Genomic DNA, 26,883 nt, shown 5'->3' with positions numbered 1-26,883 from the left:
CGCCGCATCGCGGCTCAAGAAGGATTGCCTTGGAAACCCAGAACACTCTCCGCAAACCGATGGACGGCACCGGCACCTCGCCGGTCACGGTCCTGAAGCGCCTGTGGCCGTACATCCGGCCGCTCATCGGCATCGTGGTGCTCGCCGTGATGACGATGGGCGTCGTCGCGGCCACCGAAGCCGGCATTCCGGCGCTGCTCAAGCCGCTGCTCGACCACGGTTTCGGCGTGCACGGCAGCGACCGCGCGAAATGGTACGTGCCGATCGCGGTGATCGGCCTCGCGCTCGTGCGTGGCGTATCGCAGTACGCATCGAATTACCTGCTCAACTACGTTTCGAACCGCATCCTGCTGCAACTGCGGCTCGAGATGTTCCAGCGGATGATCCATACCGGCGCGTCGTTCTTCCAGCGCGAAACCGCGAGCACGGTGATCAACGCGATCGTGTTCGAGGTCAACCAGATCCTGTCGGTGCTGACGGGCGTGATGGTCACGCTCGTGCGCGATTCGCTGACGGTGATCTTCCTGCTCGGCTACCTGTTCTACCTGAACTGGCGGCTCACGCTGATCGTCGCGGTGATCCTGCCCGGCATCGGCTGGCTCGTCAGCAAGATCAACCGCCGCCTGCGCCGCCTGAACCGCGAGCACCAGACGCTGACCAACGAACTGTCGTACATCGTCGAGGAGACGGTCGGCGGCTACAAGGTCGTCAAGGTGCACAACGGCGAAGCGTACGAGATGGACCGCTTCGCGTCGATGAGCAAGCGCCTGCGCGGCTACGCGATGCGCATGACGATCTCGGGCGGTCTCGCGCAGCCGCTCACGCAGTTCCTCGCGTCGATCGCGCTCGCGGTCGTGATCACGATCGCGGTCGTGCAGTCGACCAACGACCAGACGACGGTCGGCGGCTTCGTCGCGTTCGTCACGTCGATGCTGCTGGTGATTTCTCCGCTCAAGCACCTGATCGACGTCAACCAGCCGCTGCAGCGCGGGATGACGGCGGCCGAGCTGATCTTCGGGCTGATCGACGAGCCGGCCGAGCCGCAGGGCGGCGGGCGGCTGCTGCCGCACGCGCGCGGCGAGATCGAGTTCCGCGGCGTGTCGTTCGACTACGGCGCGGCCGAGCGGCCGACGCTCGACCGCATTTCGTTCAAGGTCGCGCCGGGCGAAATGATCGCGCTCGCCGGCCCGTCCGGCAGCGGCAAGACCACGCTCGTGAACCTGCTGCCGCGCTTCTTTGACCCGACGGACGGTGCGATCCTGGTCGACGGCGTGCCGGTTGCCGACTACGACCTCCACGCGCTGCGCAGCCAGATGGCCATGGTCAGCCAGGACGTCGTGCTGTTCAACGACACGATCGCCGCGAACGTCGCATACGGGCAGACGCCCGACCGCGCGCGCGTGCAGGCCGCGCTCGAGGCCGCGAACCTCGCCGACGCGGTTGCCGCGATGCCCGACGGGCTCGACACGCTCGTCGGCGGCAACGGGATGCGGCTGTCCGGCGGCCAGCGCCAGCGGCTCGCGATCGCGCGCGCGATCTACAAGGACGCGCCGATCCTGATCCTCGACGAAGCGACGTCGGCGCTCGATTCGGAATCGGAGCGCCACGTGCAGGCCGCGCTCGAACGGCTGATGGAAGGCCGCACGACGCTCGTGATCGCGCACCGGCTGTCGACGATCGAGCGTGCGGACCGCATCCTCGTGCTCGAGGCCGGCAAGATCGTCGAAGAGGGCAGCCACGACGAACTGCTGCGCCACGGCGGCCTCTACGCGCACCTGCACCGGATCCAGTACCAGCAGCAGGCGGCGTGACGCGCGTTCCGTTCGCGTCAAACCGGTGTGCTAGTCTTGATTGGGCAGGCCCGGTCGTTTGCTACGACGTGACAACACGGAGGGAAGGCACGATGAAGAAGATGCACTGCATGATGCTGGCCGCGCTGATCGCGGCGGGTTTCGCCGCGCCGGCCGCGATGGCGCAGGATCACGGCAACTTCGACGACCATGACAACCGCGGCATGCATCGCGGCCATGGCCCGAAACACATGCCGCCCGGCCAGGCGATGCACCGCGAGGACGACGTGCCGCCGCGCTGGGCCGACCAGCCGCGCCGCGACTGGCACAAGGGCGACCGGCTGCCCAGCGAATTCCGCGACCGCCAGTACGTGATCGACGACTGGCGCGGCTACCACCTGAGCCCGCCGCCGCGCGGCTATCACTGGGTCGGCGTGGGCGGCGATCACCTGCTCGTTCAGATCGGCTCGGGCATCGTGCTGCAGATCGGCGAGTAACGTTTCCCGCCGTTTATCCGGTTGCCGGGCCCGCGCCCGGCAGCCGCGTCACTTTGCCGCCGCGCGGCGGAACCAGCGCCGCTCGATTCTCGACATCCCCCAGCACACGCCGAGCGCACATACGGTGCCGAGCGTCACCTCGCCGAGCCGCATCAACGGAATGTCCCACAGCGGGCCGTTGCCCGGAAACAGCAGCACGATCGTCGCGGTCACGCCGCCGAGCCGTGCCGCGCTGCCGACGTTCAGGCACCAGCAGCAGACGATCGTGAGCGCGACCGCGAGCGCATAGGCGACGAGGCGATCGCCGCCGAGCGCGGCGCCCGCGAAGCCGAGCACGCCGCCGATCATCGCGCCGACGAACTGGTCGCGCGACAGCGACATCGTGTCCGAGTAGTTGTGCTGCGTGACGGCGATCGCGGTGACCGCCGCCCACACGGCCTGCTCGGTGTGCAGCGCACGTCCGATCGTGTACGCGAGGCACGCGCCGCACACGGCCTGGATGGCCATCAGCACGCCTTGCACGAAACGCTCGCCGAAGGTCAGCCCCTTGAACAGATCGAAGACCGACTGCTGGATCTGCTGGCGGGCTTCGTTGAGTGTCCTGATCGTATCCATCATGAGTTGGCCAAGAAGCGGGTAACGGCGGCGCGCCGCCCTCAATGCGCCTGTTCGGGCGATGCGGCGGCCGGCTCGTCGGCCGCTGCGTCGCCGTTCTCGACGCGCGTTTCGGGCATCGCGAGCCAGACCAGCAGCACCGCGAGCGCACCCGCGCCCGCGAGCCCGAAGAAGCTGACCGTGTTGCCGAAGTGATCGGCGACGTAGCCGGCCGCGGCCGTGCTGAGCGTCGCGCCGATCCCGGCCGCGAGCCCGAAGAGCCCGATACACAGGTTATAGCGGCCCTTGCCGCCCGCGACGTCGGCCGCGATCAGCGGCAGCATCACGCCGAACACGGCCGCGCTGATGCCGTCGAGCATCTGTACGGGCACGAGCAGGTACGGGCTGCTCACGCCGGCGAACAGCAGCGCGCGCACCGGCAGCGCGGAGAAGCCGAGCAGCAGGATCGGCCGGCGCCCCCAGCGTTGCGCGGAGCGGCCGACCCACGGCGACAGCATCGCGACGATCGCCTGCGGCACGATGATGCACGCGGCGATCACGAGCTGCACGTTCTCGCCCATCCCGGCCGTGACTTCGCCGGCCGCGAGGTTCAGCATTGCCGCGTTCGACAGGTGGAACAGCACGACGCACGCCGCGAAGATCAGCATCCGGCGGTCGCGCAGCAGTTCGAGCAGCGTTTCGCGGTGCTCGCCTTCGTCGTGATCGTCGGGCTTCGACGACTGCGGAATCACCTCGTGCGTCGGCTGGATCATCGCGAGCGCGAACAGCGCGGGCAGCGCCAGCACCGCGGTCAGCCAGAACACCGCGCGCGCGGAGAAGTATTCGCCGGTGAGCCCCATCAGGCCCGCCGCGACCGCGCTGCCGATCGACGCCCAGCGCGCGTTGCGGCCGAGCCGGTCGCCGAGGTCGGCGCGGCCGACCAGCGAGAACGAGATCGCGGCCATTGCCGGCACGAGCATGCAGCTCGCGAACCCGTGGAACACCTCGGCGGCGATCACCGGCACGATCGTCGGGCTCGACGCGAGCAGCACCGCGGACAGGATGATGGCCGCGATCGCCCACGCGGCCGCGCCTTTCTTGTTCTTCAGCGCATCGACGGCCGCGCCGCCCGGCACCTGGCTGACCATCGCGCTGATCGTGCCGATCGACAGCACCATGCCGATCTCGCCCTGCGTCCACTTGTGCGACGCGAGGTAGGACGCGATGAACGGACCGAACCCGGTTTGAACGTTTGCAACGAAAAAGTTGAGCCAGTCGAGAGACCGCAGACTGCGAACGCTGACGGAATGCTTGATCGTCATCGGGTGGCACTCGCAGACGAAGCCGGCGCGGGGGCGGCAGGGGGCGGCGGCGAGACCGCGACGATCGGCTTGTCGGCCGCGTAGGGCGGCGACGCCTTGATCTGCGCGTCGTTCAGGTCGAGCTGCGGATGCAGCGCCTTGTCGCGCGTGACGAAGCGCAGCGCGGCCCAGTTCGCGGCGATCGAGCGGCGGTCGGTATTGACGAGCCCGCCGAGGTCGAGCACGACGGCCTGCGGTTGCGCGGCGCGGTCGATCAGCACGTCGACGACGCGGCCGATCTTCGTGCCGTTCGGGCGCTCGACATCGCTGTCGAGCATCGGCAGCCGCGTCGCGGGCGATGCCGCGGCGGAGCCCGACAGCGGCACGGCCTTCGGCCGCGCGGCGGGCGGCAGGTCGCCCGACGGCACGTCGAGCACGATCGGCTCCTGTTTGCCGCCCGGCGTAAAGCGGAACACGTTCCACGGGAAGATGACCTTGCGGTCGCCGACGCCCATGAAGCCCTGCAGGTTGACGATCATCTCGCGCGGTTTGCCGTTCGCGTCGGTCACCATGTCGATCGCGCGGCCGATCACCTTGCCGTTGCGGCGCGCGACTTCGCTGTCGAGCAGCGCATGGATCTGGGTGCGGTCGAGCACGCGCGTCGCGACGAGCGGCGCGGGCGGCGGCGGGGGCGGCGTCGGCGATTCGGGGCGCTGTACCGGCTTCGGCCGCGTCACCTCGCGGTGCGGCTTCTTCGGCGCTTCCGGTTCCTCCGGCTGCGTCGGCGCCGGCACGGGCGGCATCGTCAGCGGCTCGCCGGCGGTTTCCTCGACGGGCTCGACGAGCGCCTCGCTGATCGGCGCGGGCGGATTCTGGGTCGGCAGCAGCCCGCAGCCGGACAGCAGCACGGCGGCGGCGAGAATCAGGAAGACCGTCGACGACGGAAACGACTTGCGGGATGCGGGAAACGGAAGTCCGCCGCTCATTGACACTCACTCCATGGGTCGGGGGCGGCCCGAGGGCACGCGGCTGGCGATGGATGGCGGGTGCGGGCGGCGCACCACGCGAGGTGAGAGTTTAACGTGTCTTGCTTTCAGGACCGATTTCGATGGCCGATTGGAGGCGGACTGTCGGGAAAAGGAAGGGATCGGGGGCGGGGCGTGGGACGCCGAACGACGGTCGAGGATGCGGCCGCGGCGCCTGATCGGGGGTAGTCACGGTCGACACGGCGTGAATCGTGCGAGCCGGTGCCGGTTGCGCGGGTGTCGGGAGACGGGTAAGGGAGGCTGAAGAGAAGGCGGGGCATACAGGCGCCGGCCTGGCCCGCCGTCATGGCGGGCCGGCGCGGGCGCTGCCCGATGCAGGGCGAAACCGGAAAGTCAGGCGTCCGGATACCACGCATCGGTGAATTCGCTGACCTTGACGTCGGTCAGTTCCGGCCGTGCGGCCAGCCAGCCGCGCACGATCTCGCGATCGGCGTCGGTCGTCGTGCCGCGCGGTGCGCCGGAGATCACATAGGCGCCGATGCCTTCGTCCGCGGACGCGACGGTCAGCAGCCCGTTCGCTTCGACGAAGTCGATGAACGCGTCGATCAGTTCGCCGCGTTCGAGGTCGGTCATCTCGTTGCGGTAATGCGCGGTCGCGTTGAACGCGAGTTCCTGGAATTCGCCGATGTGGAGTTTCTTGCGCTGACGGCGGTTGTGGCCTTGGCTCATGGTGCGTGATGAATGCGAAAAGGGTAAGTGAAAGGGCGGCGGCGGGCGCTGGCGCGGGATGCGCGAGCGGCCCGGGCGCCGCATCGAAGCGCCGCGCGGCGATGCCGGCGGCGGATGGACGGAACCTTACATCAGCACGATATCGTACTGCTCCTGGCTCAGATTCGATTCAACCTGCAGCGACACCGGCTTGCCGATGAAGTCGATCAGCATCGCGAGATGCTGCGATTCCTCGTCGAGGAACAAATCGATCACCTGCTGCGCGGCGATCACGCGGAATTCGCGCGGGTTGAACTGCCGCGATTCGCGCAGGATCTCGCGCAGGATGTCGTAGCACACGGTGCGCGAGGTCTTCACCTGGCCCTTGCCCTGGCAGGTCGGGCAGGGCTCGCACAGCACGTGCGCGAGCGATTCGCGCGTGCGCTTGCGCGTCATCTCGACGAGCCCGAGCTGCGAGAAAGTATTGACCGTCACGCGCGTGCGGTCGCGCGACAGCGCCTTCTTCAGCTCGGACAGCACCGCGTCGCGATGCTCGGCGTTCTCCATGTCGATGAAGTCGATGATGATGATCCCGCCGAGGTTGCGCAGCCGCAGTTGCCGCGCGATCGTGTGCGCGGCCTCGAGGTTGGTCTTGAAGATCGTGTCGTCGAAGTTGCGTGCGCCGACATAACCGCCGGTGTTCACGTCGATCGTCGTCATCGCCTCGGTCTGGTCGATCATCAGGTAGCCGCCCGACTTCAGGTCGACGCGGCGCGACAGCGCGCGCTGGATCTCCGTCTCGATGTTGTACAGGTCGAACAGCGGCCGCTCGCCCGTGTAGTGGTGCAGCTTCGGGCTCACGGCCGGCGTGAACTCGGCCGCGAATTCCGCGAGGCGCTGGTACGTCTCGCGCGAATCGACCTGGATGCGCGTCGTGTCGTCGTTCGCGAAATCGCGCAGCACGCGCTGTGCGAGATCGAGATCCTGGTACAGCAGGCTCGTCGCCGGCAGCCGCTGCGCCTGCGCGACGATCGTCGCCCATGTCTTGCGCAGGTAGGCGACGTCGCCGGCCAGCTCGTCGGAGGTCGCATCCTCGGCGATCGTGCGCACGATGTAGCCGCCTTTCTCGTCCGGCGGGATCACGGCCGTCAGGCGCGCGCGCACGGCCTCGCGCTCGGCCTCGCTCTCGATCTTCTGCGAGATGCCGATATGCGGTTCCTGCGGCAGGTAGACGAGCGTGCGGCCCGCGATGCTGACCTGCGTCGACAGCCGTGCGCCCTTCGTGCCGATCGGATCCTTGATTACCTGGACCATCAGCGTCTGGCCTTCGAACACGGTCTTCTCGATCGGCTGGTGCGGCGTGTTCGACTGCGGCTCGCCCGCGAGGCGCGGATGCCAGATGTCGGCCACGTGCAGGAACGCCGCGCGCTCGAGGCCGATGTCGATGAACGCCGACTGCATGCCGGGCAGCACGCGCACGACCTTGCCGAGATAGATGTTGCCGACCCGCCCGCGCGACAGCGTGCGCTCGACGTGAAGCTCCTGCACCGCGCCTTGCTGGACGAGTGCGACCCGCGTTTCCTGCGGCGTGAGGTTGATCAGGATTTCTTCGTTCATGGTGGGATTCAGAAGGCGACACGCGCGGCACGCAACAGCGCCGCGGTCTCAAAAAGGGGCAGACCCATGATACCCGAATGGGAACCGTCGATCCGCTCGATGAATTCGGCCGCGCGCCCCTGGATCGCGTACGCGCCGGCCTTGCCGAACGGCTCGCCCGTTTCGACGTAGCGCGCGTATGCGTCGCGCGATGCCGCCGCGAAGCGCACCGACGAGCGCGACAGTGCGGGCGGCAGCAGTTCGCCGCGCGCGTCGATCACGGCGACGGCGGTCAGGACTTCGTGTTCGCGGCCCGCGAGGCGCGTCAGCATCGCGAGCGCGTCATCGGCGTCGGCCGGCTTGCCGAGGATCGCGTTGTCGATCGTGACGGTCGTATCGGCAACCAGCACCGGCGCGGCCGGCTTGCCGCTCGCGACGAGGCGCGCACGCGCGGCTTCGGCCTTCGCGACGGTCACGCGCCGCACGTACGTATCGGCGGCTTCGCCGGGCAGTTCGGCTTCGAGCGCCTCGGCGTCTTCGTCGGGGCGCGGCAGCAGCAACTCGAAGCGTACACCGATCTGCTGCAGCAGCTCCTGGCGGCGCGGGCTTTGCGAAGCGAGGTAAAGGATCGGGAAAAGCGCGGGGGACGTGCTGGACGGCATGGTGTCGTTATCTCGGTGGGCGCGCGCGGCGCGCGTCTCGAGGACGACACGTCATGCGCGGTGGTAGGGGTGATTCTGCGTGATGCTCCACGCCCGGTAAAGCTGTTCGGCGAGCAGCACGCGCACCATCCCGTGCGGCAGCGTCATGCTCGAGATGCGCAGCAGCACGTCGGCGCGTGCTTTCAGTTCCGGATCGAGCCCGTCTGCGCCGCCGATCACGAACGCGACGTCGCGGCCGTCCTGCTGCCAGCCGGGCAGCGCCTGCGCGAGCTGCATCGTGGTCCAGTCGCGGCCGCGCTCGTCGAGCGCGACGAGGCGTGCGCCCTTCGGCAGCGCGGCCTCGATCTTCTGCCGCTCGGCTGCCATCACGCTTTCGGCGCTGCGGCCGCCCGAACGCAGTTCGGGCTTGATCTCGCGCAGCTCGATGCGCAGCTCGGGCGGCATCCGCTTCGTGTATTCGTCGAAGCCGGATGCGATCCAGCCCGGCATCTTGTGGCCGACCGCGAGAATGAAAAGCTTCATCGGGACGATTCGTGACGACTTAACGGCGGCGGGCGGCCGTCTTGCGTGCCGGGCGGGCCGGCGCGGCTTCTTCCTCGTCTTCGTCGTCTTCGCTGGCCGTCGCGAAGCCATTCTGGCCCTTGCCGCCGCCGAGTTTCATCCGCACGGGTTTGTCGCCCCAGATTTCCTCGAGGTTGTAGTACTGGCGCAGGGCCGGCTGCAGGATGTGCACGACGGCGTCGCCGCAGTCGACCAGCACCCATTCGCCGGTTTCCTCGCCCTCGGAGCTGACGATGTCGCCGCCGGCTTCCTTGACCTTGTCGCGCACGCTCGATGCGAGGGCCTTGGTCTGGCGGTTGGAGGTGCCCGATGCGACGACCACGCGGTCGAACAGTTCGGTCAGGTGGCTGGTGTTGAACACCTTGATGTCTTGCGCCTTGACGTCTTCGAGGGCGTCGACGATCACGCGCTGCAGTTTGCGAATATCCATGGAATCAGGTGTGGTAGAGGCGATGTTGAAGAATATAGGCCCATACGGCGGCCGGTACATGTTCGGCCGATGCGTCGGGCATTTGCGCATGGCGCGCGATGCATTCGCGCAGGTGCGCGCGGATGTCGGTCGCGGCGATGTCGAACGCGAGGGTCGTGTCGATCAGCAGGCGGCCGGCCGGCGTGGCCTTCAGCACGTCGGCGCCGGCCTGCCGCGCGGTGATTTCCTGCGCAACCTCCGGCGGCGCCGCGCCGAGCTCGAAGCCCGGGCGCGTCGACGCGCAGATGTGCGCGTAGTCGAACAGCTTGCGCCAGTCGCGCCACGTATCGAGGCGCACGAGCTGGTCGGCGCCGATCAGCAGCGACAGCGACGCGTCGGGGCCGATCCGCTCGCGCCAGCGCGCGAGCGTGTCGACCGTGTAGGTCGGGCCGGCGTGCTCGATCTCGTCGGTCGCGACGGTCACGGTCACGCCCGGCAGCACGAGCGAATCCGCGGCCGCGCGCGTCATCGCGAGCCGATGCTCGGCGGCCGACACGTCGCGTTTCTGGTACGGCTGCCCGGCGGGCAGCAGCACGAGCTCGGTCAGGCCGAGCAGCTCGGCGAACCGGCGCGCGAGCGCGAGATGGCCGTCGTGGATCGGGTCGAAAGTGCCGCCCAGCAAGCCGATACGACGCGGCAGCGGGGCGGGGCGGGCGGTGGTGTCCAGAAACGCGTCCTTTTCTTGTGGCAGCGGGGGGGCGCGCGGGCTCAGACCCAGTCGCGCGGCACGATGAAGTCGCTGTACAGGCGTGCTTCAGGCGTTCCCGGTTCGGGCTGCCAGTTGTAGCGCCAGTTCGCGACCGGCGGCATCGACATCAGGATCGACTCGGTCCGGCCGCCGCTTTGCAGGCCGAACAGCGTGCCACGGTCGAACACGAGGTTGAATTCGACGTAACGGCCGCGGCGGTAGGCCTGGAAGTCGCGCTCGCGCTCGCCGTACGGCAGGTCGGCGCGGCGCTCGACGATCGGCAGGTAGGCCTGCAGGAACGCATCGCCGACGCTTTGCATCATGTCAAACGAACGTTCGAAACCGGGCTCGGAGAAATCGTCGAAGAAGATCCCGCCGATGCCGCGCATCTCGTTGCGGTGCTTCAGGAAGAAATACTCGTCGCACCATTTCTTGAAGCGCGGGTAGAGCTCGGCGCCGAACGGGTCGAGCGCATCCTTGCAGGTCTGGTGGAAATGGCGCGCGTCGTCCTCGAAACCGTAAACCGGTGTCAGATCCATGCCGCCGCCGAACCAGAACACGGGATCCTCGCCCGGTTTCGTCGCGATCAGCATCCGCACGTTCATGTGCACGGTCGGGCAGTACGGATTGCGCGGGTGCAGCACGAGCGACACGCCGAGCGCCTCGAAGCCGCGGCCCGCGAGCTGCGGGCGCGCCGCGCTCGCCGACGGCGGCAGCGCGTCGCCCGCGACGTCGGAAAAGCCGATTCCCGCGCGCTCGAACACGCGGCCGCCTTCGAGAATCCGCGTGCAGCCGCCGCCGCGCAGGCGCTCGGCCAGCCCGCGCTGCCAGGCGTCGGTCGCGAGCGGCGTGCCGTCGAGCGCGCCGAGCGCGTCGGCGATGCGTGCCTGCAGGCCCTGGAGGTACGTGCGCACGCGCGCCACGTCGTAGGTCGAATCGGTCATGTCTGGACTGGGTGCCCCCGCCCGAAGCGGGGGCCGTAAAAAAGGCATCTGCCGGGCATTCTATCGAACCCCGGCAGAGAGGCCGCCGCGCGAGGGCGGGGCGGCGGTTGCGATCGTCACACGCTCTTGCGGTTGAGCGCGCGGAAACCGATGTCGCGGCGGTACTGCATGCCTTCGAAATTGATCTGGTTGATCGTGTCGTACGCATGCTGCTGCGCTTCGCGCACCGAATCGGCGAGGCCGACCACGCACAGCACGCGGCCGCCGGACGTCACGAGCTTGTCGCCATCGCCGAGCGTCGTGCCCGCATGGAACGTGACGGCCTGTTCGGTCTCGGCCGGGATCCCGTTGATGCGGTCGCCCTTGCGCGGCGCGTCCGGGTAGCCGTGCGCGGCCAGCACGACGCCGAGCGCGGTGCGGCGGTCCCAGTCGAGCTCGACCGTGTCGAGCGTGCCCGCGATCGCCTGCTCGACGACCTTCGAGAAATCGCTCTTCAGGCGCGCCATGATCGGCTGCGTTTCCGGGTCGCCCATTCGGCAGTTGAACTCGAGCGTGCGCGGATTGCCTTCCTTGTCGATCATCAGGCCCGCATACAGGAAGCCGGTGAAGCGGATGCCGTCCTTCTCCATCCCGCGCACGGTCGGCATGATGATTTCGCGCATCACGCGTGCGTGCATCTGCGGCGTGACGATCGGCGCGGGCGAATACGCGCCCATGCCGCCGGTGTTCGGGCCGCGGTCCTCGTCGAGCAGGCGCTTGTGGTCCTGGCTGGAAGCCAGCGCCAGCGCATGCTTGCCGTCGACCATCACGATGAAGCTCGCTTCCTCGCCGTCGAGGAATTCCTCGATCACGACGCGCGCGCCGGCGTCTCCAAGCTTGTTGCCCGACAGCATCATGTCGACGGCGGCATGCGCCTCTTCGAGCGTCATCGCGACGACGACGCCCTTGCCGGCCGCGAGGCCGTCGGCCTTCACGACGATCGGCGCACCCTTCGCGTCGATGTAAGCATGGGCTGCTGCGGCATCGGAGAAGGTTTCGTAGTCGGCCGTCGGGATGCCGTGACGCTTCATGAACGCCTTCGCGAAATCCTTCGAGCTTTCGAGCTGCGCGGCTTCGCGGGTCGGGCCGAACACCTTCAGGCCGCGCGCGCGGAACAGGTTGACGATGCCGGCCGCGAGCGGCGCTTCCGGCCCGACGAGCGTGAACGCGACGCCTTCGCTTTCCGCGAAATCGGCGAGTTCGTCGAGCGACGTGATGTCGACGTTCTTCAGACGCTCGTCCTGCGCCGTACCGCCATTGCCGGGTGCGACGTAGACCATCTGGACGCGCGGCGACTGCGCGAGCTTCCACGCCAGTGCATGTTCGCGGCCGCCGGAACCGACGACGAGTAGTTTCATGGGATTCCCCGCAGACTAGAAAACAGGGCGGCCGGCACGCTCAGGCGCGCCGGCCGCGGATTCGGTCGGGCCGCCGCCGCGACAGGAGCACGGCGGCCGGCATCTCATTCCTCGACGATGACGGCGTTCGTATACACGTCCTGCACGTCGTCGAGGTTCTCGAGCGCGTCCAGGAGCTTCTGCATCTTGGCCGCGTCGTCGCCGGTGAATTCGACTTCGTTTTGCGGCTTCATCGTCACTTCGGCGAGTTCGGCCTTGAAGCCGGCAGCTTCGAGCGCGTCCTTCACCTTCGAGAATTCCTGCCAGTCGCACAGCACTTCGATCGAGCCGTCGTCGTTCGTGTTCACGTCGTTCGCGCCGGCTTCGAGCGCGGCTTCCATCAGCGCGTCTTCCGACGTGCCGGGCGCGAACAGGAACTGGCCGACGTGATCGAACATGAACGCGACCGAGCCGTCGGTGCCCATGTTGCCGCCGAACTTCGAGAACGCGTGGCGGACTTCCGCGACCGTGCGGGTGCGGTTGTCGGTCAGCGTATCGACGATGATCGCCGCGCCGCTGATGCCGTAGCCTTCGTAACGGATTTCCTCGTAGTTCGCGCCGTCCGCACCGCCGACGCCGCGATCGATCGCGCGCTTGACGTTGTCCTTCGGCATGTTCGCGTCGGCCGCCTTGTCGACCGCGAGACGCAGGCGCGGGTTCGAGCCGACGTCGCCGCCGCCGAGGCGGGCCGCGACCTGGATTTCCTTGATCAGGCGGGTCCAGATCTTGCCGCGCTTCGCGTCGGCCGCTGCCTTCTTATGCTTGATGTTGGCCCATTTCGAATGACCAGCCATACCTTTCTCCGTGCCCGGGCGCGCTGCGCGGGCGATTGTGCCAATGTGTCGTTGAATCGGCGGCCGTTTCGGCGGGCATGAAGCCGCGGGGCCGCGCGTGTCGAGTGGATCGAGATTTTATCACGCGGCGACCGTCGGATCGGGGCCGCCGCGCATGGCCGAACGGCCGGGCAGGCTGCCGCGGGGTACCCGACGGCGTGCCGCGCGGCCGTGCAGGCACGTCAGTTCTTGGTGCCGAACAGGCGGTCGCCCGCGTCGCCGAGGCCCGGCACGATGTACGCGTGCTCGTTCAGGTGCGAGTCGAGCGAAGCCACATACAGCTTCACGTCCGGGTGCGCGTCCTGGAACACCTGCACGCCCTCGGGCGCGGCGACGAGCGCGACGAACATGATGTTCGCGGCCGGCACGTTGCGGCGCTTGAGCACGTCGACCGCATGCACGGCCGAATAGCCGGTCGCGACCATCGGGTCGCACAGGATGAAGATGCGGTCCTCGAGGTCGGGCAGGCGCACGAGGTATTCGACCGGGCGGTGGTCCTCGGCGCGGTACACGCCGATGTGGCCGACGCGCGCGGACGGGACCAGGTCGAGCAGGCCGTCCGACATCCCGATGCCCGCGCGCAGCACGGGCACGATCGCGAGCTTCTTGCCCGCGATCACGGGCGCGTCGACCTCGACGAGCGGGGTTTCGACCCGTCTGGTCGTGATCGGCAGGTTGCGGGTGATCTCATAGCCCATCAGCAGCGTGATTTCGCGCAGCAGCTCGCGGAACGTGCGCGTCGACGTGTCCTTGTCGCGCATGTGGGTGAGCTTGTGCTGGATCAGCGGGTGATCGAGGATGAAGAGATTCGGGAAACGGCTGTCCTGTTTCATGACGGGGGCGCCTTGGCGGCAAAAGGGGATCGGGGCGACGGCGGCGCCAGGCCGGCCGCCGCTCATGGCCGCAATTTTACCAAGGCGCGTCGCATGATCCGGATATTATCGACGTCTCACGACAATCCGCGTGCCGCGCTCGCCCGTTCGCCCGCCTACCGGCGCGACACGGGGCCGCACCGGCGCGCGTCGCCACCAGGGAATCGACGATGGATCTCGGCATCGCAGGAAAGACCGCGCTCGTGTGCGCGGCAAGTAAGGGCCTCGGGCGCGGCTGCGCGGAAGCGCTGGCCGCCGAGGGCGTGAACCTCGTGATCGTCGCGCGCACGCGCGACACGCTCGACGCCACCGCCGACGCGATCCGCGCGGCGTCCGGCGTGTCGGTCACGGCGGTCGCGTGCGACATCACGACGCCGGACGGGCGCGCGGCCGCGCTCGCCGCGTGCCCGCAGCCGGACATTCTTGTGAACAATGCGGGCGGGCCACCGCCCGGCGACTTCCGCGACTTCTCGCACGACGACTGGATCCGCGCGCTCGAGTCGAACATGCTGACGCCGATCGAGCTGATCCGCGCGACCATCGACGGGATGATCGCGCGCGGCTTCGGCCGGATCGTCAACATCACGAGTTCGGCCGTGAAGGCGCCGATCGACGTGCTCGCGCTGTCGAACGGCGCGCGCTCGGGGCTGACCGGCTTCGTCGCTGGGCTGTCGCGCAAGGTCGCCGGCCAGGGCGTGACGATCAACAGCCTGCTGCCGGGGCTGTTCGACACCGACCGGATCGCGACCACGCTCGCCGCGTCGGCGCAGGCGCAGGGCGTGACGGTCGACGAAATGCGCGCGCGGCGCACGAAGGACATCCCGGCCGGCCGACTCGGCACGCGCGAGGAGTTCGGCGCAGCGTGCGCGTTCCTGTGCAGCGTGCATGCCGGCTATATCACCGGGCAGAACTGGCTGCTCGACGGCGGCGCGTATCCGGGCACGTTCTGACGCGCACTCGCCAAATCACGATCACGACAAAAACCAAACGACGAAGGAACCGGAGATGAGCAAACCCCGCATCGCATTGATTGCGCACGACGCGAAGAAGGACGAGATCGTCGCGCTCGCGGGTCAATTTCGCGAGACGCTCGCGCAATGCCGGCTGGTCGCGACGGGCACGACGGGCGGCCGCATCGCGGCCGCGCACGGGCTGGAGGTCGAGCGCAAGCTGTCGGGACCGCTCGGCGGCGACCTGCAGATCGGCGCGGAACTGGCCGACGGCCGCGTCGACCTCGTCGTGTTCCTGCGCGACCCGATGACCGCGCAGCCGCACGACCCCGACATCACCGCGCTCGTGCGCGCATGCGACGTGCACGACGTGCCGGTCGCGACCAACGTCGCGACCGCGCGGATGCTGCTCGACGATCTGGCGCGGAACATGCAGGACGTTTGCTAGGCGCTTGCTGCGCCCGATTGCCCATGCCGGCGGCAGGGCCATGCATGGACGGCCGCGACGCGCGAGAATCGTGCGTCGCGACGCGCACCTGCCGCCCGGTTCCCGCATGAATCGGCCGACCCGCGCATCGGCGACCCGGATTTTTCCTGACCGATTGACAGACGAGGAGCGAAACGATGCCGAAAGCAATCCGATACGACCAGCCAGGCGGCCCGGACGTGATGAAGTGGGTCGATGTCGAGGTCGGCGTGCCGAAGGCGGGCGAAGTCCGCATCCGGCAGCACGCGGTCGGGCTCAACTACATCGACGTGTATTTCCGCACGGGCCTCTATCCGCAGCCGCTGCCCGGCGGCCTCGGGATGGAGGCGGCGGGCGAGGTGACGGCCGTCGGCGACGGCGTGAGCGCGCTCGAGGTCGGCGACCGCGTCGCCTATGTCGGCCAGCCGCCGGGCGCGTATGCGCAGGAGCGCGTGATGCCGGCCGAGCGGCTCGTGAAGCTGCCGGACGGCATCAGCTACGACGACGCGGCGTCGGTGATGCTGCAAGGCCTGACCGCGCACTACCTGCTGCGCCGCACGTATCCGGTGAAGGCCGGCGACACGATCCTGATCCACGCGGCGGCCGGCGGCGTCGGCCTGCTCGTGTGCCAGTGGGCGAAGGCGCTCGGCGCGACCGTGATCGGGACGGTCGGCTCCGACGAGAAAGCCGAGCTGGCGAAGGCGCACGGCTGCGACCACCCGGTCGTCTACACGCGCGAGAACTTCACGCAGCGCGTGAAGGAGATCACGAACGGCGCGGGCGTGCCGGTCGTCTACGATTCGATCGGCAAGGACACCTACATCGGCTCGCTCGACAGCCTCGCGCCGCTCGGGATGTTCGTCAGCTTCGGCAACGCGTCGGGCCCGCTGCCGCCGATCGACTCGAAGGAGTTCTCGTCGCGCGGCTCGCTGTTCTTCACGCGGCCGACGCTGTTCTCGTACATCGCGAAGCGCGCCGATCTCGAAGCCGCGGCCGCCGAGCTGTTCGACGTGATCCTGTCGGGCAAGGTGAAGGCGAGCATCAACCAGCGCTATCCGCTCGCGGAAGTCGGCCGCGCGCATGAAGATCTCGAAGCGCGCAAGACCACCGGCTCGACGATCCTCGTTCCCTGACCGTTCCTTTCGTGCCGGCGCCACGCCGGCACGCGCCTTCGCGGGCGGCGCTGCGGCGCCGCCCGTCCCGCGTCCGTTTTTCTCCCGCCTCGCGTTTACACGTTTTTTATATCCGCCCCGATACCTTTGACCCGTCCTTTACGTGCGTTCCCATAAGGTTCTAGTCGTCTGATTTCGACGACGGAGAACACAAAAATGGATGGGGTATTCATCGGCGCCCTGGTGCTTTTCACCGTGCTGATCCTCGGTTTGGTTGCCGGTTGCGAGAAGCTCGTGCAATACGGTCGCGGGGGGCGAGCATGACCTGGATGCTTTGGCTGGCGGGCGCATCGACAGCCCTGCTGTTCGCGTATCTCGTCTTTGCGCTGCTGCGCGCGGAGGACATCGAATGAACGCGAACAACCTGTTGCAGATGCTGCTGTTCATCGTCGTGCTGCTGGCGGCGGCCGTACCGGTCGCGCGCTACCTGACGGCCGTGATGGACGGCAGTTCGCGCGTCGTGCGCGTGTTCGGGCCGCTCGAACGCGCGCTGTACCGCATCGCCGGCGTCGACGCCGGCAGCGAGATGAGCTGGAAGCAGTACGCGATCGCGACGATCGCATTCAACGCGCTCGGCGCATTGTTCCTCTACGGCCTGCTGCGCCTGCAGGGTTTCCTGCCCGGCAACCCGCAGCAGTTCGGCGCGATGACGGTCGACGGCGCGTTCAACACGGCCGTCAGCTTCGTCACCAACACGAACTGGCAGGACTACACGCCGGAGCAGACCGTCAGCTACCTGACGCAGATGCTCGGTCTGACCGTGCAGAACTTCCTGTCGGCGGCGACCGGCATCGTCGTCGTGATCGCGCTGGTCCGCGGCTTCGCGCGCCACACCGCGCAGACCATCGGCAACTTCTGGGTCGACCTCACGCGCGTGACGATGTACGTGCTCGTGCCGATGTCGATGATCGTCGCCGCGCTGCTGATGAGCCAGGGCGTGATCCAGAACATGAAGGCGTACCAGGACGTGCCGGTGCTGCAGGCGAGCACCTATGCGGCGCCGAAGCTCGACGCGCAGGGCAACCCGGTGAAGGACGACAAGGGCGCTCCGGTGACGGTGCCGACCCCGCTCACGAAGCAGACGCTCGCGATGGGTCCGGTCGCGTCGCAGGAAGCGATCAAGATGCTCGGCACCAACGGCGGCGGTTTCTTCAACGCGAACTCTGCGCATCCGTACGAGAATCCGACGCCGTTCGCGAACTTCATCCAGATCTTCGCGATCCTGATCATCCCGGCCGCGCTGTGTCTCGTGTTCGGCCGCGTGATCGGCGACCGCCGGCAGGGCATCGCCGTGCTCGCGGCGATGACGGTCGCGTTCGCGGTCGCGGTCGGCGTCGAGGTGAGCGCCGAGCAGGGCGGCAACCCGACGCTCGCCGCGCTGCACGTCGACCAGTCGGCGAGCGCGCTGCAGTCGGGCGGCAACATGGAAGGCAAGGAAACCCGCTTCGGGATCGCGCAGACCGGCATCTTCACGGTCGCGACGACGGCCGCGTCGTGCGGCGCGGTCGACACGATGCACGATTCGCTGACGCCGCTCGGCGGCCTCGTGCCGATGCTGCTGATGCAGCTCGGCGAGGTGGTCTACGGCGGGGTCGGCTCGGGCCTCTACGGGATGCTCGTGTTCGCGCTGCTCGCGGTGTTCGTCGCCGGCCTGATGATCGGCCGCACGCCGGAATACGTCGGCAAGAAGATCGAGTCGTACGAGATGAAGATGGTGTCGATCGTCGTGCTGCTCACGCCGCTGCTGGTGCTGGTCGGCACGTCGATCGCCGTGCTCGCAGATGCAGGCAAGGCCGGCATCGCGAATCCGGGCCCGCACGGCTTCTCGGAAATCCTGTACGCGTTCAGTTCGGCCGCGAACAACAACGGCAGCGCGTTCGCGGGCCTGACGGTCGGCACGCCGTTCTATAACTGGATGACCGCGATCGCGATGTGGTTCGGCCGCTTCGGCACGATCGTGCCGGTGCTGGCGATCGCCGGCTCGCTCGCCGCGAAGAAGCGCATCGCGGTGACGAGCGGCACGCTGCCGACACACGGTCCGCTGTTCGTCGTGCTGCTGCTCGGCACCGTGCTGCTGGTGGGCGCGCTGACCTACGTGCCGGCGCTTGCTCTCGGCCCTGGCGTCGAGCACCTGATGATGTGGCTGGGCGCGTGACGCGCGCCCGCATGGCCACACGTTGAAAAGACTGAAGAGATTGAAGAGATCGCAATGACTCAACATTCCGCAACACGGTCCATGTTCGATCCGGCGCTGCTGCGCCCGGCGATCGTGGATTCGTTCAAGAAACTCACGCCGCGCACGCAGTTCCGCAACCCGGTGATGTTCTGCGTATACGTCGGCAGCATCCTGACCACGATCCTGTGGATCGCAGCGCTTGCCGGCCAGGCCGAGGCGCCCGCGGGCTTCATCCTCGCGATCGCGCTGTGGCTGTGGTTCACGGTGCTGTTCGCGAACTTCGCCGAAGCGCTCGCCGAAGGGCGCTCGAAGGCGCAGGCCGCATCGCTGCGCAGCGCGAAGAAGGACGTGATGGCGAAGAAGCTCAACGAGCCGCATCCGAAGTCGCCGATCCGCATCACGACCGCATCCGACCTGCGCCGCGGCGACATCGTGCTCGTCGAGACCGGCGACGTGATCCCGGCCGACGGCGAGGTCGTCGACGGCGTTGCGTCGGTCGACGAATCGGCGATCACCGGCGAATCCGCGCCGGTGATCCGCGAATCGGGCGGCGACTTCTCGTCGGTAACGGGCGGCACGCGCGTGCTGTCCGACTGGATCGTCGTGAAGGTCACGGCGAACCCCGGCGAGGCGTTCCTCGACCGGATGATCGCGATGGTCGAAGGCGCGAAGCGCAAGAAGACGCCGAACGAGATCGCGCTGACGATTCTGCTCGTCGCGCTGACGATCGTGATGCTGCTCGCGACCGCGACGCTGCTGCCGTTCTCGACGTTCGCGGTCGACGCGATGAAGGCCGGCCACGTGGTGACGATCACCGCGCTCGTCGCGCTGCTCGTGTGCCTGATCCCGACGACGATCGGCGGGCTGTTGTCCGCGATCGGCGTGGCAGGGATGAGCCGGATGATGCAGGCGAACGTGATCGCGACGTCGGGCCGCGCGGTGGAAGCGGCCGGCGACGTCGACGTGCTGCTGCTCGACAAGACCGGCACGATCACGCTCGGCAACCGCCAGGCGTCGATGTTCGTGCCCGCGCCGGGCGTGACCGAGGAAGCGCTGGCCGACGCCGCGCAACTATCGTCGCTCGCCGACGAAACGCCGGAAGGCCGCAGCATCGTCGTGCTCGCGAAGGAGCGCTTCAACATTCGCCAGCGCGACATGGGGCAACTGCACGCGACGTTCCTCGGCTTCTCCGCGCAGACGCGGATGAGCGGCGTCGACCTGCCCGGCCGCGAGATCCGCAAGGGCGCGGCCGACGCGATCCGCCGCTATGTCGAGACGCACGGCAGCCGCTTCCCGGAAGAAGTGCGCCGCGCGGTCGACGACGTCGCGCGCCGCGGCAGCACGCCGCTCGTCGTGGCCGACCTGCATGAAGGGGCGGCGCGCGTGCTCGGCGTGATCGAGCTGAAGGACATCGTGAAGGGCGGCATCAAGGAGCGCTTCGCGGAACTGCGCAAGATGGGCATCAAGACCGTGATGGTGACGGGCGACAACCGGCTGACGGCCGCGGCGATCGCGGCGGAAGCGGGCGTCGACGATTTCCTCGCGGAAGCGACGCCGGAAACCAAGCTCGCGACGATCCGCGAGCACCAGGCGGCGGGGCGCCTCGTCGCGATGACGGGCGACGGCACCAACGACGCGCCGGCGCTCGCGCAGGCCGACGTGGCGGTCGCGATGAACACGGGCACGCAGGCCGCGAAGGAAGCGGGCAACATGGTCGACCTCGATTCGAACCCGACGAAGCTGATCGAGATCGTCGAGATCGGCAAGCAGATGCTGATGACGCGCGGCTCGCTGACGACGTTCTCGATCGCGAACGACATCGCGAAGTACTTCGCGATCATCCCGGCCGCGTTCGTGACCACGTACCCGCAGTTGCGCGTGCTCGACATCATGCACTTGACGTCGCCGGCATCCGCGATCCTGTCGGCGGTAATCTTCAACGCGCTGATCATCGTCGCGCTGATCCCGCTCGCGCTGAAGGGCGTCACGTACCGGCCGCTCGGCGCCGCATCGCTGCTGCGCCGCAACCTGCTGGTCTACGGCCTCGGCGGCGTGCTGCTGCCGTTCCCGTTCATCAAGCTGATCGACATGACGCTCGCCGCACTCGGCTGGGCCTGAGGTCTTGAAGGAAACATCATGAAAACGTTGATTCGTCCGCTCGTCGTGCTCTTTGTCGCGCTTGCCGCGGTGACGGGGCTCGCGTATCCGGCCGTGATGACCGTGTTCGGCCAGGCCGTGTTCCCGTCGCAGGCGAACGGCAGCCTGATCGAGAAGGACGGCAAGGCGGTCGGCTCCGCGCTGATCGGCCAGCCGTTCGATGCGCCGAAGTACTTCTGGGGCCGGCTGTCGGCCACCGCGCCGATGCCGTACAACGCGACCGGTTCCGGCGGCTCGAACCTCGGCCCGCTGAATCCGTCGCTCGCCGACCAGGTGAAGGGGCGCATCGCCGCGCTGCGCGATGCCGGCACCGACATGTCGAAGCCCGTGCCGGTCGACCTCGTGACGGCGTCGGCGAGCGGCCTCGATCCGGAGATCACGCCGGCCGCCGCCGCATACCAGGTCGAGCGGGTCGCGAAGGCGCGCAACCTGGCGCCCGACGCGGTCGCGCAGCTCGTTGCCGCGAACACGACGGGCCGCCAGTTCGGCGTGCTCGGCGAGCCGCGCGTGAACGTGCTGAAGCTGAACCTCGCGCTCGACGCGGCGCAGGCCGCGCACTGATCGCGCATCCGGGCTTCAGGCCCGGCAACCGGTGCCCGGCACGGCTCGAGCCGTGCCGGACGCACTTTTTTCCGACGGCGCGTGCGCCGTCTTTGCCTTTTGCGGCGATTTGGAACAACAATGCTCGTACTCGCGCGCATCCGGGCGCTCCGCTTTCCTGACGCATGAACCGTCCCGATCCAGACCAACTCCTCGACAAGCTGCAGCGAGACGAAGAAAAGCAGCGGCGCGGCCAGCTCAAGATCTTCTTCGGCGCATCGGCCGGCGTCGGCAAGACCTACGCGATGCTGCAGGCCGCGCGCCAGCGCCTGCAGGACGGCGTCGACGTCGTCGTCGGCATCGTCGAAACCCACGGCCGAGGCGAAACCGCCGCGCTGCTCGACGGCCTCGACGTGCTGCCGCTCGCGCGCATCGACTATCGCGGCCGCACGCTCGCCGAATTCGATCTCGATGGCGCGCTCGCGCGCCAGCCGCAACTGATCCTCGTCGACGAACTCGCGCATTCGAACGTGCAGGGCGCACGGCACCTGAAGCGCTGGCAGGACGTCTATGAACTGCTCGACGCGGGCATCGACGTGTATACGACCGTCAATGTCCAGCACCTCGAAAGCCTGAACGACGTGGTCGGCGCGATCACCGGCATCCGCGTGTGGGAGACCGTGCCCGATCGCGTGTTCGACGCGGCCGACGAAGTCACGCTCGTCGACCTGCCGGCCGAGGAACTGCTCGAGCGGATGCGCGACGGCAAGGTCTATCTCGCGCAGCAGGCCGAGCGCGCGGTGCGCAACTTCTTCCGCAAGGGCAACCTGATCGCGCTGCGCGAACTGGCGCTGCGGCGCACGGCCGATCGCGTCGATGCGCAGATGCGCGAATACCGCGCCGACCGTTCGATCCAGCGCATCTGGCAGGCGCGCGAGCGGCTGCTCGTGTGCGTCGGTCCGGGCGCCGAAGCGCCGACGCTCGTGCGCGCGGCCGCGCGGCTCGCCGCGAGCCTGAAGGCCGACTGGATCGCCGTGTATGTCGAGACGCCGCGCCTGCAGCGGCTGCCCGACGCGCAGCGGCAGCGCACGCTCGACGCGCTGAAGCTCGCGGCCGAACTCGGCGCGGAAACGGCCACGCTCGCCGGCGGCGACGCGGTCGCCGCGCTGATCGGCTATGCGAAGGTGCGCAACGTGTCGAAGATCGTCGCGGGCGGCTCGCCGAAGGTCGGGCTCATGCGCCGCTTCGCGCGGCCGTTCGGCGAGCAGCTCGCCGAACGCGCGGGCGACGTCGACCTGATGCTGATCCGCGCGTCCGCGAGCGACGAGGCGCGCGCGGCGCCGCTCGACCCGCGTGCGCGCGACTGGCGCGATGCGTTCGCGAAGTTCGGCACGCACCGTTCGCCGCCGCGGCACTACGTGTACGCGGCCGCGATCTGCGCGGCGATCACCGTCGTCGCAAACGTCGTGTCCGAGCGGCTCGACCTCACGAACCTCGTGATGCTGTACCTGCTCGGCGTCGTGTTCTCGGCCGTGCGGCTCGGGCGCGGCCCGGGCGTGCTGCAGTCGTTCCTGTCGGTGGCCGCATTCGATTTCTTCTTCGTGCCGCCGCGCATGTCGTTCTCGGTCAGCGACACGCAATACCTGCTGACCTTCTTCGGGATGCTGCTGACGTCGCTCGTGATCAGTCACCTGACGTCGACGCTGACGCGCCAGGCGAGCATCGCGCAGCGCCGCGAGCGCCGCACCGGCGCGATCTACGCGATGGCGCGCGAGCTGGGCGCGGCGCTGACGACCGAGCAGATCGTCGAGATCGGCAGCCGCCACGTGGGCGAGGTGTTCCGCGCGCGTGTCGCGTTCCTGCTGCCCGACAGCGCGGACAAGGTGCGCCAGAAGATCGAGGAGCCCGACGCGGCCGTCACGCTGACGGGCGCCGATCTCGACAGCGACGTCGGCCAGTGGGTGTACGACCAGCAGAAGCCGGCCGGCCGCGGCACCGACACGCTGCCCGCGACGGCCGCGCTGTACCTGCCGCTGAAGGCGCCGATGCGTACGCGCGGCGTGCTCGCGGTCGTGTCGCGCGAGCCGCGCGAGCTCGAGGTGCCCGAACAGCTGCGGATGCTCGACGCATTCGCCGCGCAGATCGCGCTCGCGCTCGAACGCGTGCACTACGTCGAGATCGCGCGCGACGCGCTCGTGAACATGGAATCCGAGCGGCTGCGCAACTCGCTGCTGTCGGCGATCTCGCACGACCTGCGCACGCCGCTCACGACGATCGTCGGCTTCTCGTCGATGCTCGCGAACGGGCGCGCGGCCGCGCGGGGCGGCGATGCCGCGGCGGCCGAACGCTTCGCGCAGCGCGAGGGAGAGCTCGTCGACGCGATCCACGACGAAGCGCTGCGGATGACGGGCATCGTCACGAACCTGCTCGACATGGCGCGGCTGCAGGCCGGCAGCCTGCAGCTCAAGCGCCAGTGGTCGCTGCTCGAGGAAACCGTCGGCGCCGCGCTCGCCGCGTGCAAGCGCGTGCTCGCGCGCCATCCCGCGCGCGTGTCGCTGCCGGCCGACCTGCCGCTGCTGCAGATGGACGCGGTGCTGATGGAACGCCTGTTCACCAACCTGTTCGAGAACGCGGCGAAGTACACGCCGCCCGACACGCCGCTCGACATCGGCGCGGAGCGCGTGACCGACGACGGGCTGCCCTACGGGAACCCGTTCGTGCGCGTGCACGTCGACGATTACGGCCCGGGCCTGCCGGCCGGCATGGAAACGCGGATCTTCGACAAGTTCACGCGCGGCGAGAAGGAATCGGCGACGCCGGGCATCGGGCTCGGCCTCGCGATCTGCCGTGCGATCGTCGAGGCGCACGGCGGTAGAATCGGCGCGCTCAACCGCACCGCGCCCGACGGCCGCGTGACGGGCGCGCGCTTCTGGTTCACGCTGCCGGTCGAGACGCCGCCGGTCGCGCCCGCCGTGCCCGACGACGAATCCGACGTGCCGGGCGCATCGTCCCCATCCGAGCCATTGCCAGACCATGAGTGAACCCAGCCTGACCGTTGTCCTGATCGAGGACGAAAAGCAGATCCGCCGCTTCGTGCGTGCCGCGCTCGAGGAGGAGGACATCGCCGTGTTCGAGGCCGAGACGGGCAAGCAGGGGCTGATCGACGCGGCGACGCGCAAGCCCGATCTCGTGATCGTCGACCTCGGCCTGCCCGATACCGATGGCCTCGACGTGATCCGCGAGCTGCGCGGCTGGTCCGAGGTGCCGGTGATCGTGCTGTCCGCGCGCACGCAGGAAGAGGAGAAGGTCGCGGCGCTCGACGCGGGCGCCGACGACTACCTGACCAAGCCGTTCGGCGTGTCCGAACTGCGCGCGCGGATTCGCGCGCAACTGCGTCGGCGCAACCAGGGCGGCGCGAACGAGACGCCGAAGGTGAGCTTCGGCACCGTGACCGTCGATCTCGCGCTGCGCCAGGTGTGGCGCGACGGCGAGATCGTGCATCTGACGCCGCTCGAATACCGGCTGCTTGCGACGCTCGTGCGGCACGCGGGGCGCGTGCTCACGCACCGCCAGTTGCTGCGCGACGTGTGGGGGCCGTCGCACGTCGAGAGCCATCACTACCTGCGCATCTACATGGCGCACCTGCGCCAGAAGCTCGAGCGCGACCCGGCACAGCCCGAGTACATCGTCACCGAGACGGGCGTCGGCTACCGGCTGGTCGGCGCCGCGTGACGGGCATCGCACGGCGGCGGCAGCCCGGGCTGGCGTGACGCCGCGCGGGCGGGGTTGCACCGGCGCGACAGTCGTGCGGCCGGCGCCGGCCTTGCACACCGGCCGCGGATTCCCCGTTATGCTGACCGTTCCGCGAACAAAAACGAGGAGCGTGCAATGTCCGTCCGTCTGGCCGTCATCTGTGCGCTGGCGCTGACTGCGCCCGGCGCGTTCGCCCAACCGCTGCCGCCGGGGCAACAGCCGCCCGCGCAGGCAGCGCTCGCCAATCCCGCGTCGGTCAACTGCGAGAAGCTCGGCGGTCGCCACGTGATCCGCAGCCTGCCGAGCGGACAGGTCGGGATGTGCATGTTCAAGGATGGCCGCGTGTGCGAGGAGTGGGCGCTGTACCGCGACGACCGCTGCGTCGGCGGCGTCGCGCCGAAGCGTGTGTCGAATTGATGCCGAGCTGACCGGGCCCGGCCGATCCTGCCCCGGATCGGCCGCCGGCCGTGCGCCGCGTCCGGCGTGTCCGTAAGCCTCTTGTTATACTCGGCGCCGCCCGGGGACGACCCCGGGTCATTCGCTTCAACGGGGACGGCCCCATCCGATACGGAGTACGTCGCGATGGCGTGGGTATGGTTGTTGATTGCCGGTTTGCTGGAAGTGGCCTGGGCGGCCGGCATGAAATCGTCGGACGGCTTCACGAAGCTCGGCCCGTCGGTGTTTACGATCGTGACGGCGCTGGCCAGCTTCGGGCTGCTCGCGGCCGCGATGCGCCAGTTGCCGCTCGGCACCGCGTACGCGGTGTGGACGGGCATCGGCGCGGTCGGCGCGTTCGTGTTCGGCATCGTGATGATGGGCGAGGCGCTGACCGTCGCGCGCGTCGCGAGCGCTGCGCTGATCGTCGCCGGGCTGATCGGCCTCAAGCTGTCGTCGGCCGCCTGACGACGGAGTCCCGGACGCGCTGCGCCCGGGCACTGCACTGCGGAATTGCGCCGGCTGCCCGGTTAGCCTGTCTATAATGGAACGCATTCGGGCCTGAATGTCGTTGTGCCGTTCGCGGCCTGCGGCGCCGGTCGCCACGCGCCGCGCGGCCGGTCTGACCGACCCGATCCGATCGATCGGCAAAGCGCACGGAAAGTGCAAGGAGAGGGCCATGATCGAAGCCATTTCGCTCGGCGCGGGGCTCGCGTGGGCGAGCGGGCTGCGCCTGTACCTGACGGTGCTGATCGCCGGCGTGCTGGCGCGGGTCGGCTGGCTCCATCTGCCCGACACGCTGGCCGTCCTGATGTCGCCGTGGGTCATCGGCGCCGCCGCCGTGCTCACCGTCACCGAATTCCTTGCCGACAAGATCCCCGCGTTCGATTCGCTGTGGGATGCCGTGCACACCTTCATCCGCATCCCGGCCGGCGCCGTGCTCGCAGCCGGCGCGCTCGGCCATGCCGATCCGACCGTGCTCGCGGTCGCGGGCCTTGCAGGCGGTTCGCTCGCCGGCGCCGCGCACGTGGCGAAGGCCGGTACGCGCGCGCTGATCAACCTGTCTCCCGAACCGATTTCGAACTGGGTTGCGTCGTCGACCGAGGACGGCCTCGTGGTCGGCGGGCTCGCGCTCGCATTCTTCGTCCCGCTCGCGTTCCTCGTGCTGCTCGCGGCCTTCGTCGCCGCTTCGGCCTGGGCGCTGCCGCGCCTGTGGCGCGGCGTGTCGGGCGGTTTTCGCGGGATGGCGAACCACATGGTGTCGCGGCTCAACTCGATCGGGGGTAAGCGCGATTGA

At 68.7% G+C, this 26,883-nt stretch carries 27 protein-coding genes; 14 read left to right on the top strand and 13 right to left on the bottom strand.

The window, feature by feature from the left end; all coding sequences use genetic code 11:
* Window positions 1–59 precede the first annotated feature (59 nt).
* Together msbA and AC3WLY_RS20740 are read left to right on the top strand one after the other, a co-directional pair.
* A complete protein-coding gene (msbA, locus tag AC3WLY_RS20745) occupies window positions 60–1,811 on the top strand; it encodes a lipid A export permease/ATP-binding protein MsbA (protein ID WP_244137381.1) in 1,752 nt (583 codons plus the stop codon).
* Between the two features lie 92 nt (window positions 1,812–1,903).
* Window positions 1,904–2,287 carry an RcnB family protein gene (locus tag AC3WLY_RS20740; protein ID WP_492310001.1) on the top strand — a complete coding sequence of 128 codons (384 nt, stop codon included), beginning with the start codon at window positions 1,904–1,906 and terminating at the stop codon, window positions 2,285–2,287.
* 48 nt (window positions 2,288–2,335) lie between these two features.
* On the opposite strand, the gene AC3WLY_RS20735 is transcribed toward AC3WLY_RS20740, so the two are convergent.
* The 13 genes from AC3WLY_RS20735 to upp form a co-directional block, all read right to left on the bottom strand.
* Window positions 2,336–2,902: an FUSC family protein gene (locus AC3WLY_RS20735; RefSeq protein ID WP_034184836.1), complete on the bottom strand. Its 567-nt coding sequence runs from the start codon at window positions 2,900–2,902 to the stop codon at window positions 2,336–2,338.
* Between the two features lie 41 nt (window positions 2,903–2,943).
* Window positions 2,944–4,203, bottom strand: a complete 1,260-nt coding sequence (locus AC3WLY_RS20730; RefSeq protein ID WP_492310002.1) for an MFS transporter — start codon at window positions 4,201–4,203, stop codon at window positions 2,944–2,946.
* Window positions 4,200–5,168, bottom strand: a complete 969-nt coding sequence (locus tag AC3WLY_RS20725; protein WP_175962863.1) for a PRC-barrel domain-containing protein — start codon at window positions 5,166–5,168, stop codon at window positions 4,200–4,202. The genes AC3WLY_RS20730 and AC3WLY_RS20725 overlap by 4 nt, the downstream gene beginning before the upstream one ends.
* 393 nt (window positions 5,169–5,561) lie before the next feature.
* Complete coding sequence (locus AC3WLY_RS20720; protein WP_034184839.1) at window positions 5,562–5,897, bottom strand: YggL 50S ribosome-binding family protein; 336 nt, start codon at window positions 5,895–5,897, stop codon at window positions 5,562–5,564.
* A 126-nt stretch (window positions 5,898–6,023) separates the two neighbouring features.
* Window positions 6,024–7,493, bottom strand: coding sequence for a ribonuclease G (rng, locus tag AC3WLY_RS20715; protein WP_072440765.1), 1,470 nt, complete (start codon window positions 7,491–7,493; stop codon window positions 6,024–6,026).
* Window positions 7,494–7,501: 8 nt separating this feature from the next.
* Window positions 7,502–8,134, bottom strand: coding sequence for a Maf family protein (locus AC3WLY_RS20710; RefSeq protein ID WP_175962864.1), 633 nt, complete (start codon window positions 8,132–8,134; stop codon window positions 7,502–7,504).
* Window positions 8,135–8,185: 51 nt separating this feature from the next.
* Window positions 8,186–8,656, bottom strand: a complete 471-nt coding sequence (rlmH, locus tag AC3WLY_RS20705) for a 23S rRNA (pseudouridine(1915)-N(3))-methyltransferase RlmH (protein ID WP_006484265.1) — start codon at window positions 8,654–8,656, stop codon at window positions 8,186–8,188.
* Window positions 8,657–8,675: 19 nt separating this feature from the next.
* The gene (rsfS, locus tag AC3WLY_RS20700; RefSeq protein ID WP_034184843.1) at window positions 8,676–9,125 is read right to left on the bottom strand and encodes a ribosome silencing factor; all 450 of its coding nucleotides are present in this window, start codon (window positions 9,123–9,125) and stop codon (window positions 8,676–8,678) included.
* 4 nt (window positions 9,126–9,129) lie between these two features.
* Entirely contained in the window at window positions 9,130–9,882 is a 753-nt protein-coding gene (locus AC3WLY_RS20695; protein WP_492310020.1) for a nicotinate-nucleotide adenylyltransferase, read from the bottom strand.
* Window positions 9,873–10,796: an oxygen-dependent coproporphyrinogen oxidase gene (gene hemF / locus AC3WLY_RS20690; RefSeq protein ID WP_492310003.1), complete on the bottom strand. Its 924-nt coding sequence runs from the start codon at window positions 10,794–10,796 to the stop codon at window positions 9,873–9,875. Before hemF ends, AC3WLY_RS20695 begins: the two co-directional genes overlap by 10 nt.
* A gap of 116 nt (window positions 10,797–10,912) precedes the next feature.
* The gene (gene purD / locus AC3WLY_RS20685) at window positions 10,913–12,193 is read right to left on the bottom strand and encodes a phosphoribosylamine--glycine ligase (RefSeq protein ID WP_034184846.1); all 1,281 of its coding nucleotides are present in this window, start codon (window positions 12,191–12,193) and stop codon (window positions 10,913–10,915) included.
* 104 nt (window positions 12,194–12,297) lie between these two features.
* Window positions 12,298–13,026: a YebC/PmpR family DNA-binding transcriptional regulator gene (locus tag AC3WLY_RS20680; protein ID WP_492310004.1), complete on the bottom strand. Its 729-nt coding sequence runs from the start codon at window positions 13,024–13,026 to the stop codon at window positions 12,298–12,300.
* A gap of 221 nt (window positions 13,027–13,247) precedes the next feature.
* Window positions 13,248–13,898 carry a uracil phosphoribosyltransferase gene (gene upp / locus AC3WLY_RS20675; RefSeq protein ID WP_034184848.1) on the bottom strand — a complete coding sequence of 217 codons (651 nt, stop codon included), beginning with the start codon at window positions 13,896–13,898 and terminating at the stop codon, window positions 13,248–13,250.
* Window positions 13,899–14,107: 209 nt separating this feature from the next.
* Here upp and AC3WLY_RS20670 point away from each other — a divergent pair, with 209 nt between their 5' ends.
* The 12 genes from AC3WLY_RS20670 to AC3WLY_RS20615 all read left to right on the top strand — a co-directional run bounded on the left by AC3WLY_RS20670 (window position 14,108) and on the right by AC3WLY_RS20615 (window position 26,883).
* Window positions 14,108–14,887: an SDR family oxidoreductase gene (locus AC3WLY_RS20670; protein WP_072440755.1), complete on the top strand. Its 780-nt coding sequence runs from the start codon at window positions 14,108–14,110 to the stop codon at window positions 14,885–14,887.
* Window positions 14,888–14,942: 55 nt separating this feature from the next.
* A complete protein-coding gene (locus tag AC3WLY_RS20665) occupies window positions 14,943–15,335 on the top strand; it encodes a methylglyoxal synthase (RefSeq protein WP_059583666.1) in 393 nt (130 codons plus the stop codon).
* Window positions 15,336–15,511: 176 nt separating this feature from the next.
* Window positions 15,512–16,486 (top strand): quinone oxidoreductase family protein, encoded by a 975-nt coding sequence (locus AC3WLY_RS20660; RefSeq protein WP_492310005.1) that lies wholly within the window; start codon window positions 15,512–15,514, stop codon window positions 16,484–16,486.
* 299 nt (window positions 16,487–16,785) lie between these two features.
* Window positions 16,786–16,878 carry a K(+)-transporting ATPase subunit F gene (kdpF, locus tag AC3WLY_RS20655; RefSeq protein ID WP_006752209.1) on the top strand — a complete coding sequence of 31 codons (93 nt, stop codon included), beginning with the start codon at window positions 16,786–16,788 and terminating at the stop codon, window positions 16,876–16,878.
* Entirely contained in the window at window positions 16,875–18,680 is a 1,806-nt protein-coding gene (gene kdpA / locus AC3WLY_RS20650; protein WP_347065457.1) for a potassium-transporting ATPase subunit KdpA, read from the top strand. Before kdpF ends, kdpA begins: the two co-directional genes overlap by 4 nt.
* A gap of 54 nt (window positions 18,681–18,734) precedes the next feature.
* Window positions 18,735–20,819, top strand: a complete 2,085-nt coding sequence (gene kdpB, locus AC3WLY_RS20645; protein WP_175962868.1) for a potassium-transporting ATPase subunit KdpB — start codon at window positions 18,735–18,737, stop codon at window positions 20,817–20,819.
* A gap of 18 nt (window positions 20,820–20,837) precedes the next feature.
* Window positions 20,838–21,419, top strand: a complete 582-nt coding sequence (gene kdpC / locus AC3WLY_RS20640; protein WP_492310006.1) for a potassium-transporting ATPase subunit KdpC — start codon at window positions 20,838–20,840, stop codon at window positions 21,417–21,419.
* Window positions 21,420–21,583: 164 nt separating this feature from the next.
* Entirely contained in the window at window positions 21,584–24,439 is a 2,856-nt protein-coding gene (locus AC3WLY_RS20635; protein ID WP_492310007.1) for a DUF4118 domain-containing protein, read from the top strand.
* On the top strand, window positions 24,432–25,130 hold the full coding sequence (kdpE, locus tag AC3WLY_RS20630) for a two-component system response regulator KdpE (RefSeq protein WP_072440742.1): 699 nt from the start codon (window positions 24,432–24,434) through the stop codon (window positions 25,128–25,130). The genes AC3WLY_RS20635 and kdpE overlap by 8 nt, the downstream gene beginning before the upstream one ends.
* Window positions 25,131–25,286: 156 nt before the next feature.
* A complete protein-coding gene (locus tag AC3WLY_RS20625; protein WP_072440740.1) occupies window positions 25,287–25,568 on the top strand; it encodes a DUF333 domain-containing protein in 282 nt (93 codons plus the stop codon).
* A 165-nt stretch (window positions 25,569–25,733) separates the two neighbouring features.
* Window positions 25,734–26,054 carry a quaternary ammonium compound efflux SMR transporter SugE gene (gene sugE / locus AC3WLY_RS20620; protein WP_175962871.1) on the top strand — a complete coding sequence of 107 codons (321 nt, stop codon included), beginning with the start codon at window positions 25,734–25,736 and terminating at the stop codon, window positions 26,052–26,054.
* A gap of 211 nt (window positions 26,055–26,265) precedes the next feature.
* Entirely contained in the window at window positions 26,266–26,883 is a 618-nt protein-coding gene (locus AC3WLY_RS20615; RefSeq protein WP_072440937.1) for a DUF4126 domain-containing protein, read from the top strand.

The organism is Burkholderia sp. FW306-1C-G01B, from assembly GCF_058781685.1.
The sequence above is the reverse complement of the archived record's forward strand: the minus strand, read 5'-3'. Positions and strand labels throughout refer to the sequence as shown.

Excerpts from the sequence above, each read along its gene's own strand:
- AC3WLY_RS20615 (WP_072440937.1), top strand. The coding sequence starts at position 26,266 with ATGATCGAAGCCATTTCGCTCGGCGCGGGGCTCGCGTGGGCGAGCGGG.
- AC3WLY_RS20625 (WP_072440740.1), top strand. The coding sequence starts at position 25,287 with ATGTCCGTCCGTCTGGCCGTCATCTGTGCGCTGGCGCTGACTGCGCCC.
- rlmH (WP_006484265.1), bottom strand. The coding sequence starts at position 8,656 with ATGAAGCTTTTCATTCTCGCGGTCGGCCACAAGATGCCGGGCTGGATC.
- AC3WLY_RS20710 (WP_175962864.1), bottom strand. The coding sequence starts at position 8,134 with ATGCCGTCCAGCACGTCCCCCGCGCTTTTCCCGATCCTTTACCTCGCT.
- AC3WLY_RS20635 (WP_492310007.1), top strand. The coding sequence starts at position 21,584 with ATGAACCGTCCCGATCCAGACCAACTCCTCGACAAGCTGCAGCGAGAC.
- sugE (WP_175962871.1), top strand. The coding sequence starts at position 25,734 with ATGGCGTGGGTATGGTTGTTGATTGCCGGTTTGCTGGAAGTGGCCTGG.
- AC3WLY_RS20660 (WP_492310005.1), top strand. The coding sequence starts at position 15,512 with ATGCCGAAAGCAATCCGATACGACCAGCCAGGCGGCCCGGACGTGATG.
- kdpB (WP_175962868.1), top strand. The coding sequence starts at position 18,735 with ATGACTCAACATTCCGCAACACGGTCCATGTTCGATCCGGCGCTGCTG.
- hemF (WP_492310003.1), bottom strand. The coding sequence starts at position 10,796 with ATGACCGATTCGACCTACGACGTGGCGCGCGTGCGCACGTACCTCCAG.
- AC3WLY_RS20665 (WP_059583666.1), top strand. The coding sequence starts at position 14,943 with ATGAGCAAACCCCGCATCGCATTGATTGCGCACGACGCGAAGAAGGAC.
- kdpF (WP_006752209.1), top strand. The coding sequence starts at position 16,786 with ATGACCTGGATGCTTTGGCTGGCGGGCGCATCGACAGCCCTGCTGTTC.
- rng (WP_072440765.1), bottom strand. The coding sequence starts at position 7,493 with ATGAACGAAGAAATCCTGATCAACCTCACGCCGCAGGAAACGCGGGTC.
- AC3WLY_RS20730 (WP_492310002.1), bottom strand. The coding sequence starts at position 4,203 with ATGACGATCAAGCATTCCGTCAGCGTTCGCAGTCTGCGGTCTCTCGAC.
- rsfS (WP_034184843.1), bottom strand. The coding sequence starts at position 9,125 with ATGGATATTCGCAAACTGCAGCGCGTGATCGTCGACGCCCTCGAAGAC.
- purD (WP_034184846.1), bottom strand. The coding sequence starts at position 12,193 with ATGAAACTACTCGTCGTCGGTTCCGGCGGCCGCGAACATGCACTGGCG.
- kdpE (WP_072440742.1), top strand. The coding sequence starts at position 24,432 with ATGAGTGAACCCAGCCTGACCGTTGTCCTGATCGAGGACGAAAAGCAG.
- AC3WLY_RS20670 (WP_072440755.1), top strand. The coding sequence starts at position 14,108 with ATGGATCTCGGCATCGCAGGAAAGACCGCGCTCGTGTGCGCGGCAAGT.
- msbA (WP_244137381.1), top strand. The coding sequence starts at position 60 with ATGGACGGCACCGGCACCTCGCCGGTCACGGTCCTGAAGCGCCTGTGG.
- kdpC (WP_492310006.1), top strand. The coding sequence starts at position 20,838 with ATGAAAACGTTGATTCGTCCGCTCGTCGTGCTCTTTGTCGCGCTTGCC.
- AC3WLY_RS20680 (WP_492310004.1), bottom strand. The coding sequence starts at position 13,026 with ATGGCTGGTCATTCGAAATGGGCCAACATCAAGCATAAGAAGGCAGCG.
- AC3WLY_RS20720 (WP_034184839.1), bottom strand. The coding sequence starts at position 5,897 with ATGAGCCAAGGCCACAACCGCCGTCAGCGCAAGAAACTCCACATCGGC.
- upp (WP_034184848.1), bottom strand. The coding sequence starts at position 13,898 with ATGAAACAGGACAGCCGTTTCCCGAATCTCTTCATCCTCGATCACCCG.
- AC3WLY_RS20725 (WP_175962863.1), bottom strand. The coding sequence starts at position 5,168 with ATGAGCGGCGGACTTCCGTTTCCCGCATCCCGCAAGTCGTTTCCGTCG.
- AC3WLY_RS20735 (WP_034184836.1), bottom strand. The coding sequence starts at position 2,902 with ATGGATACGATCAGGACACTCAACGAAGCCCGCCAGCAGATCCAGCAG.
- AC3WLY_RS20740 (WP_492310001.1), top strand. The coding sequence starts at position 1,904 with ATGAAGAAGATGCACTGCATGATGCTGGCCGCGCTGATCGCGGCGGGT.
- kdpA (WP_347065457.1), top strand. The coding sequence starts at position 16,875 with ATGAACGCGAACAACCTGTTGCAGATGCTGCTGTTCATCGTCGTGCTG.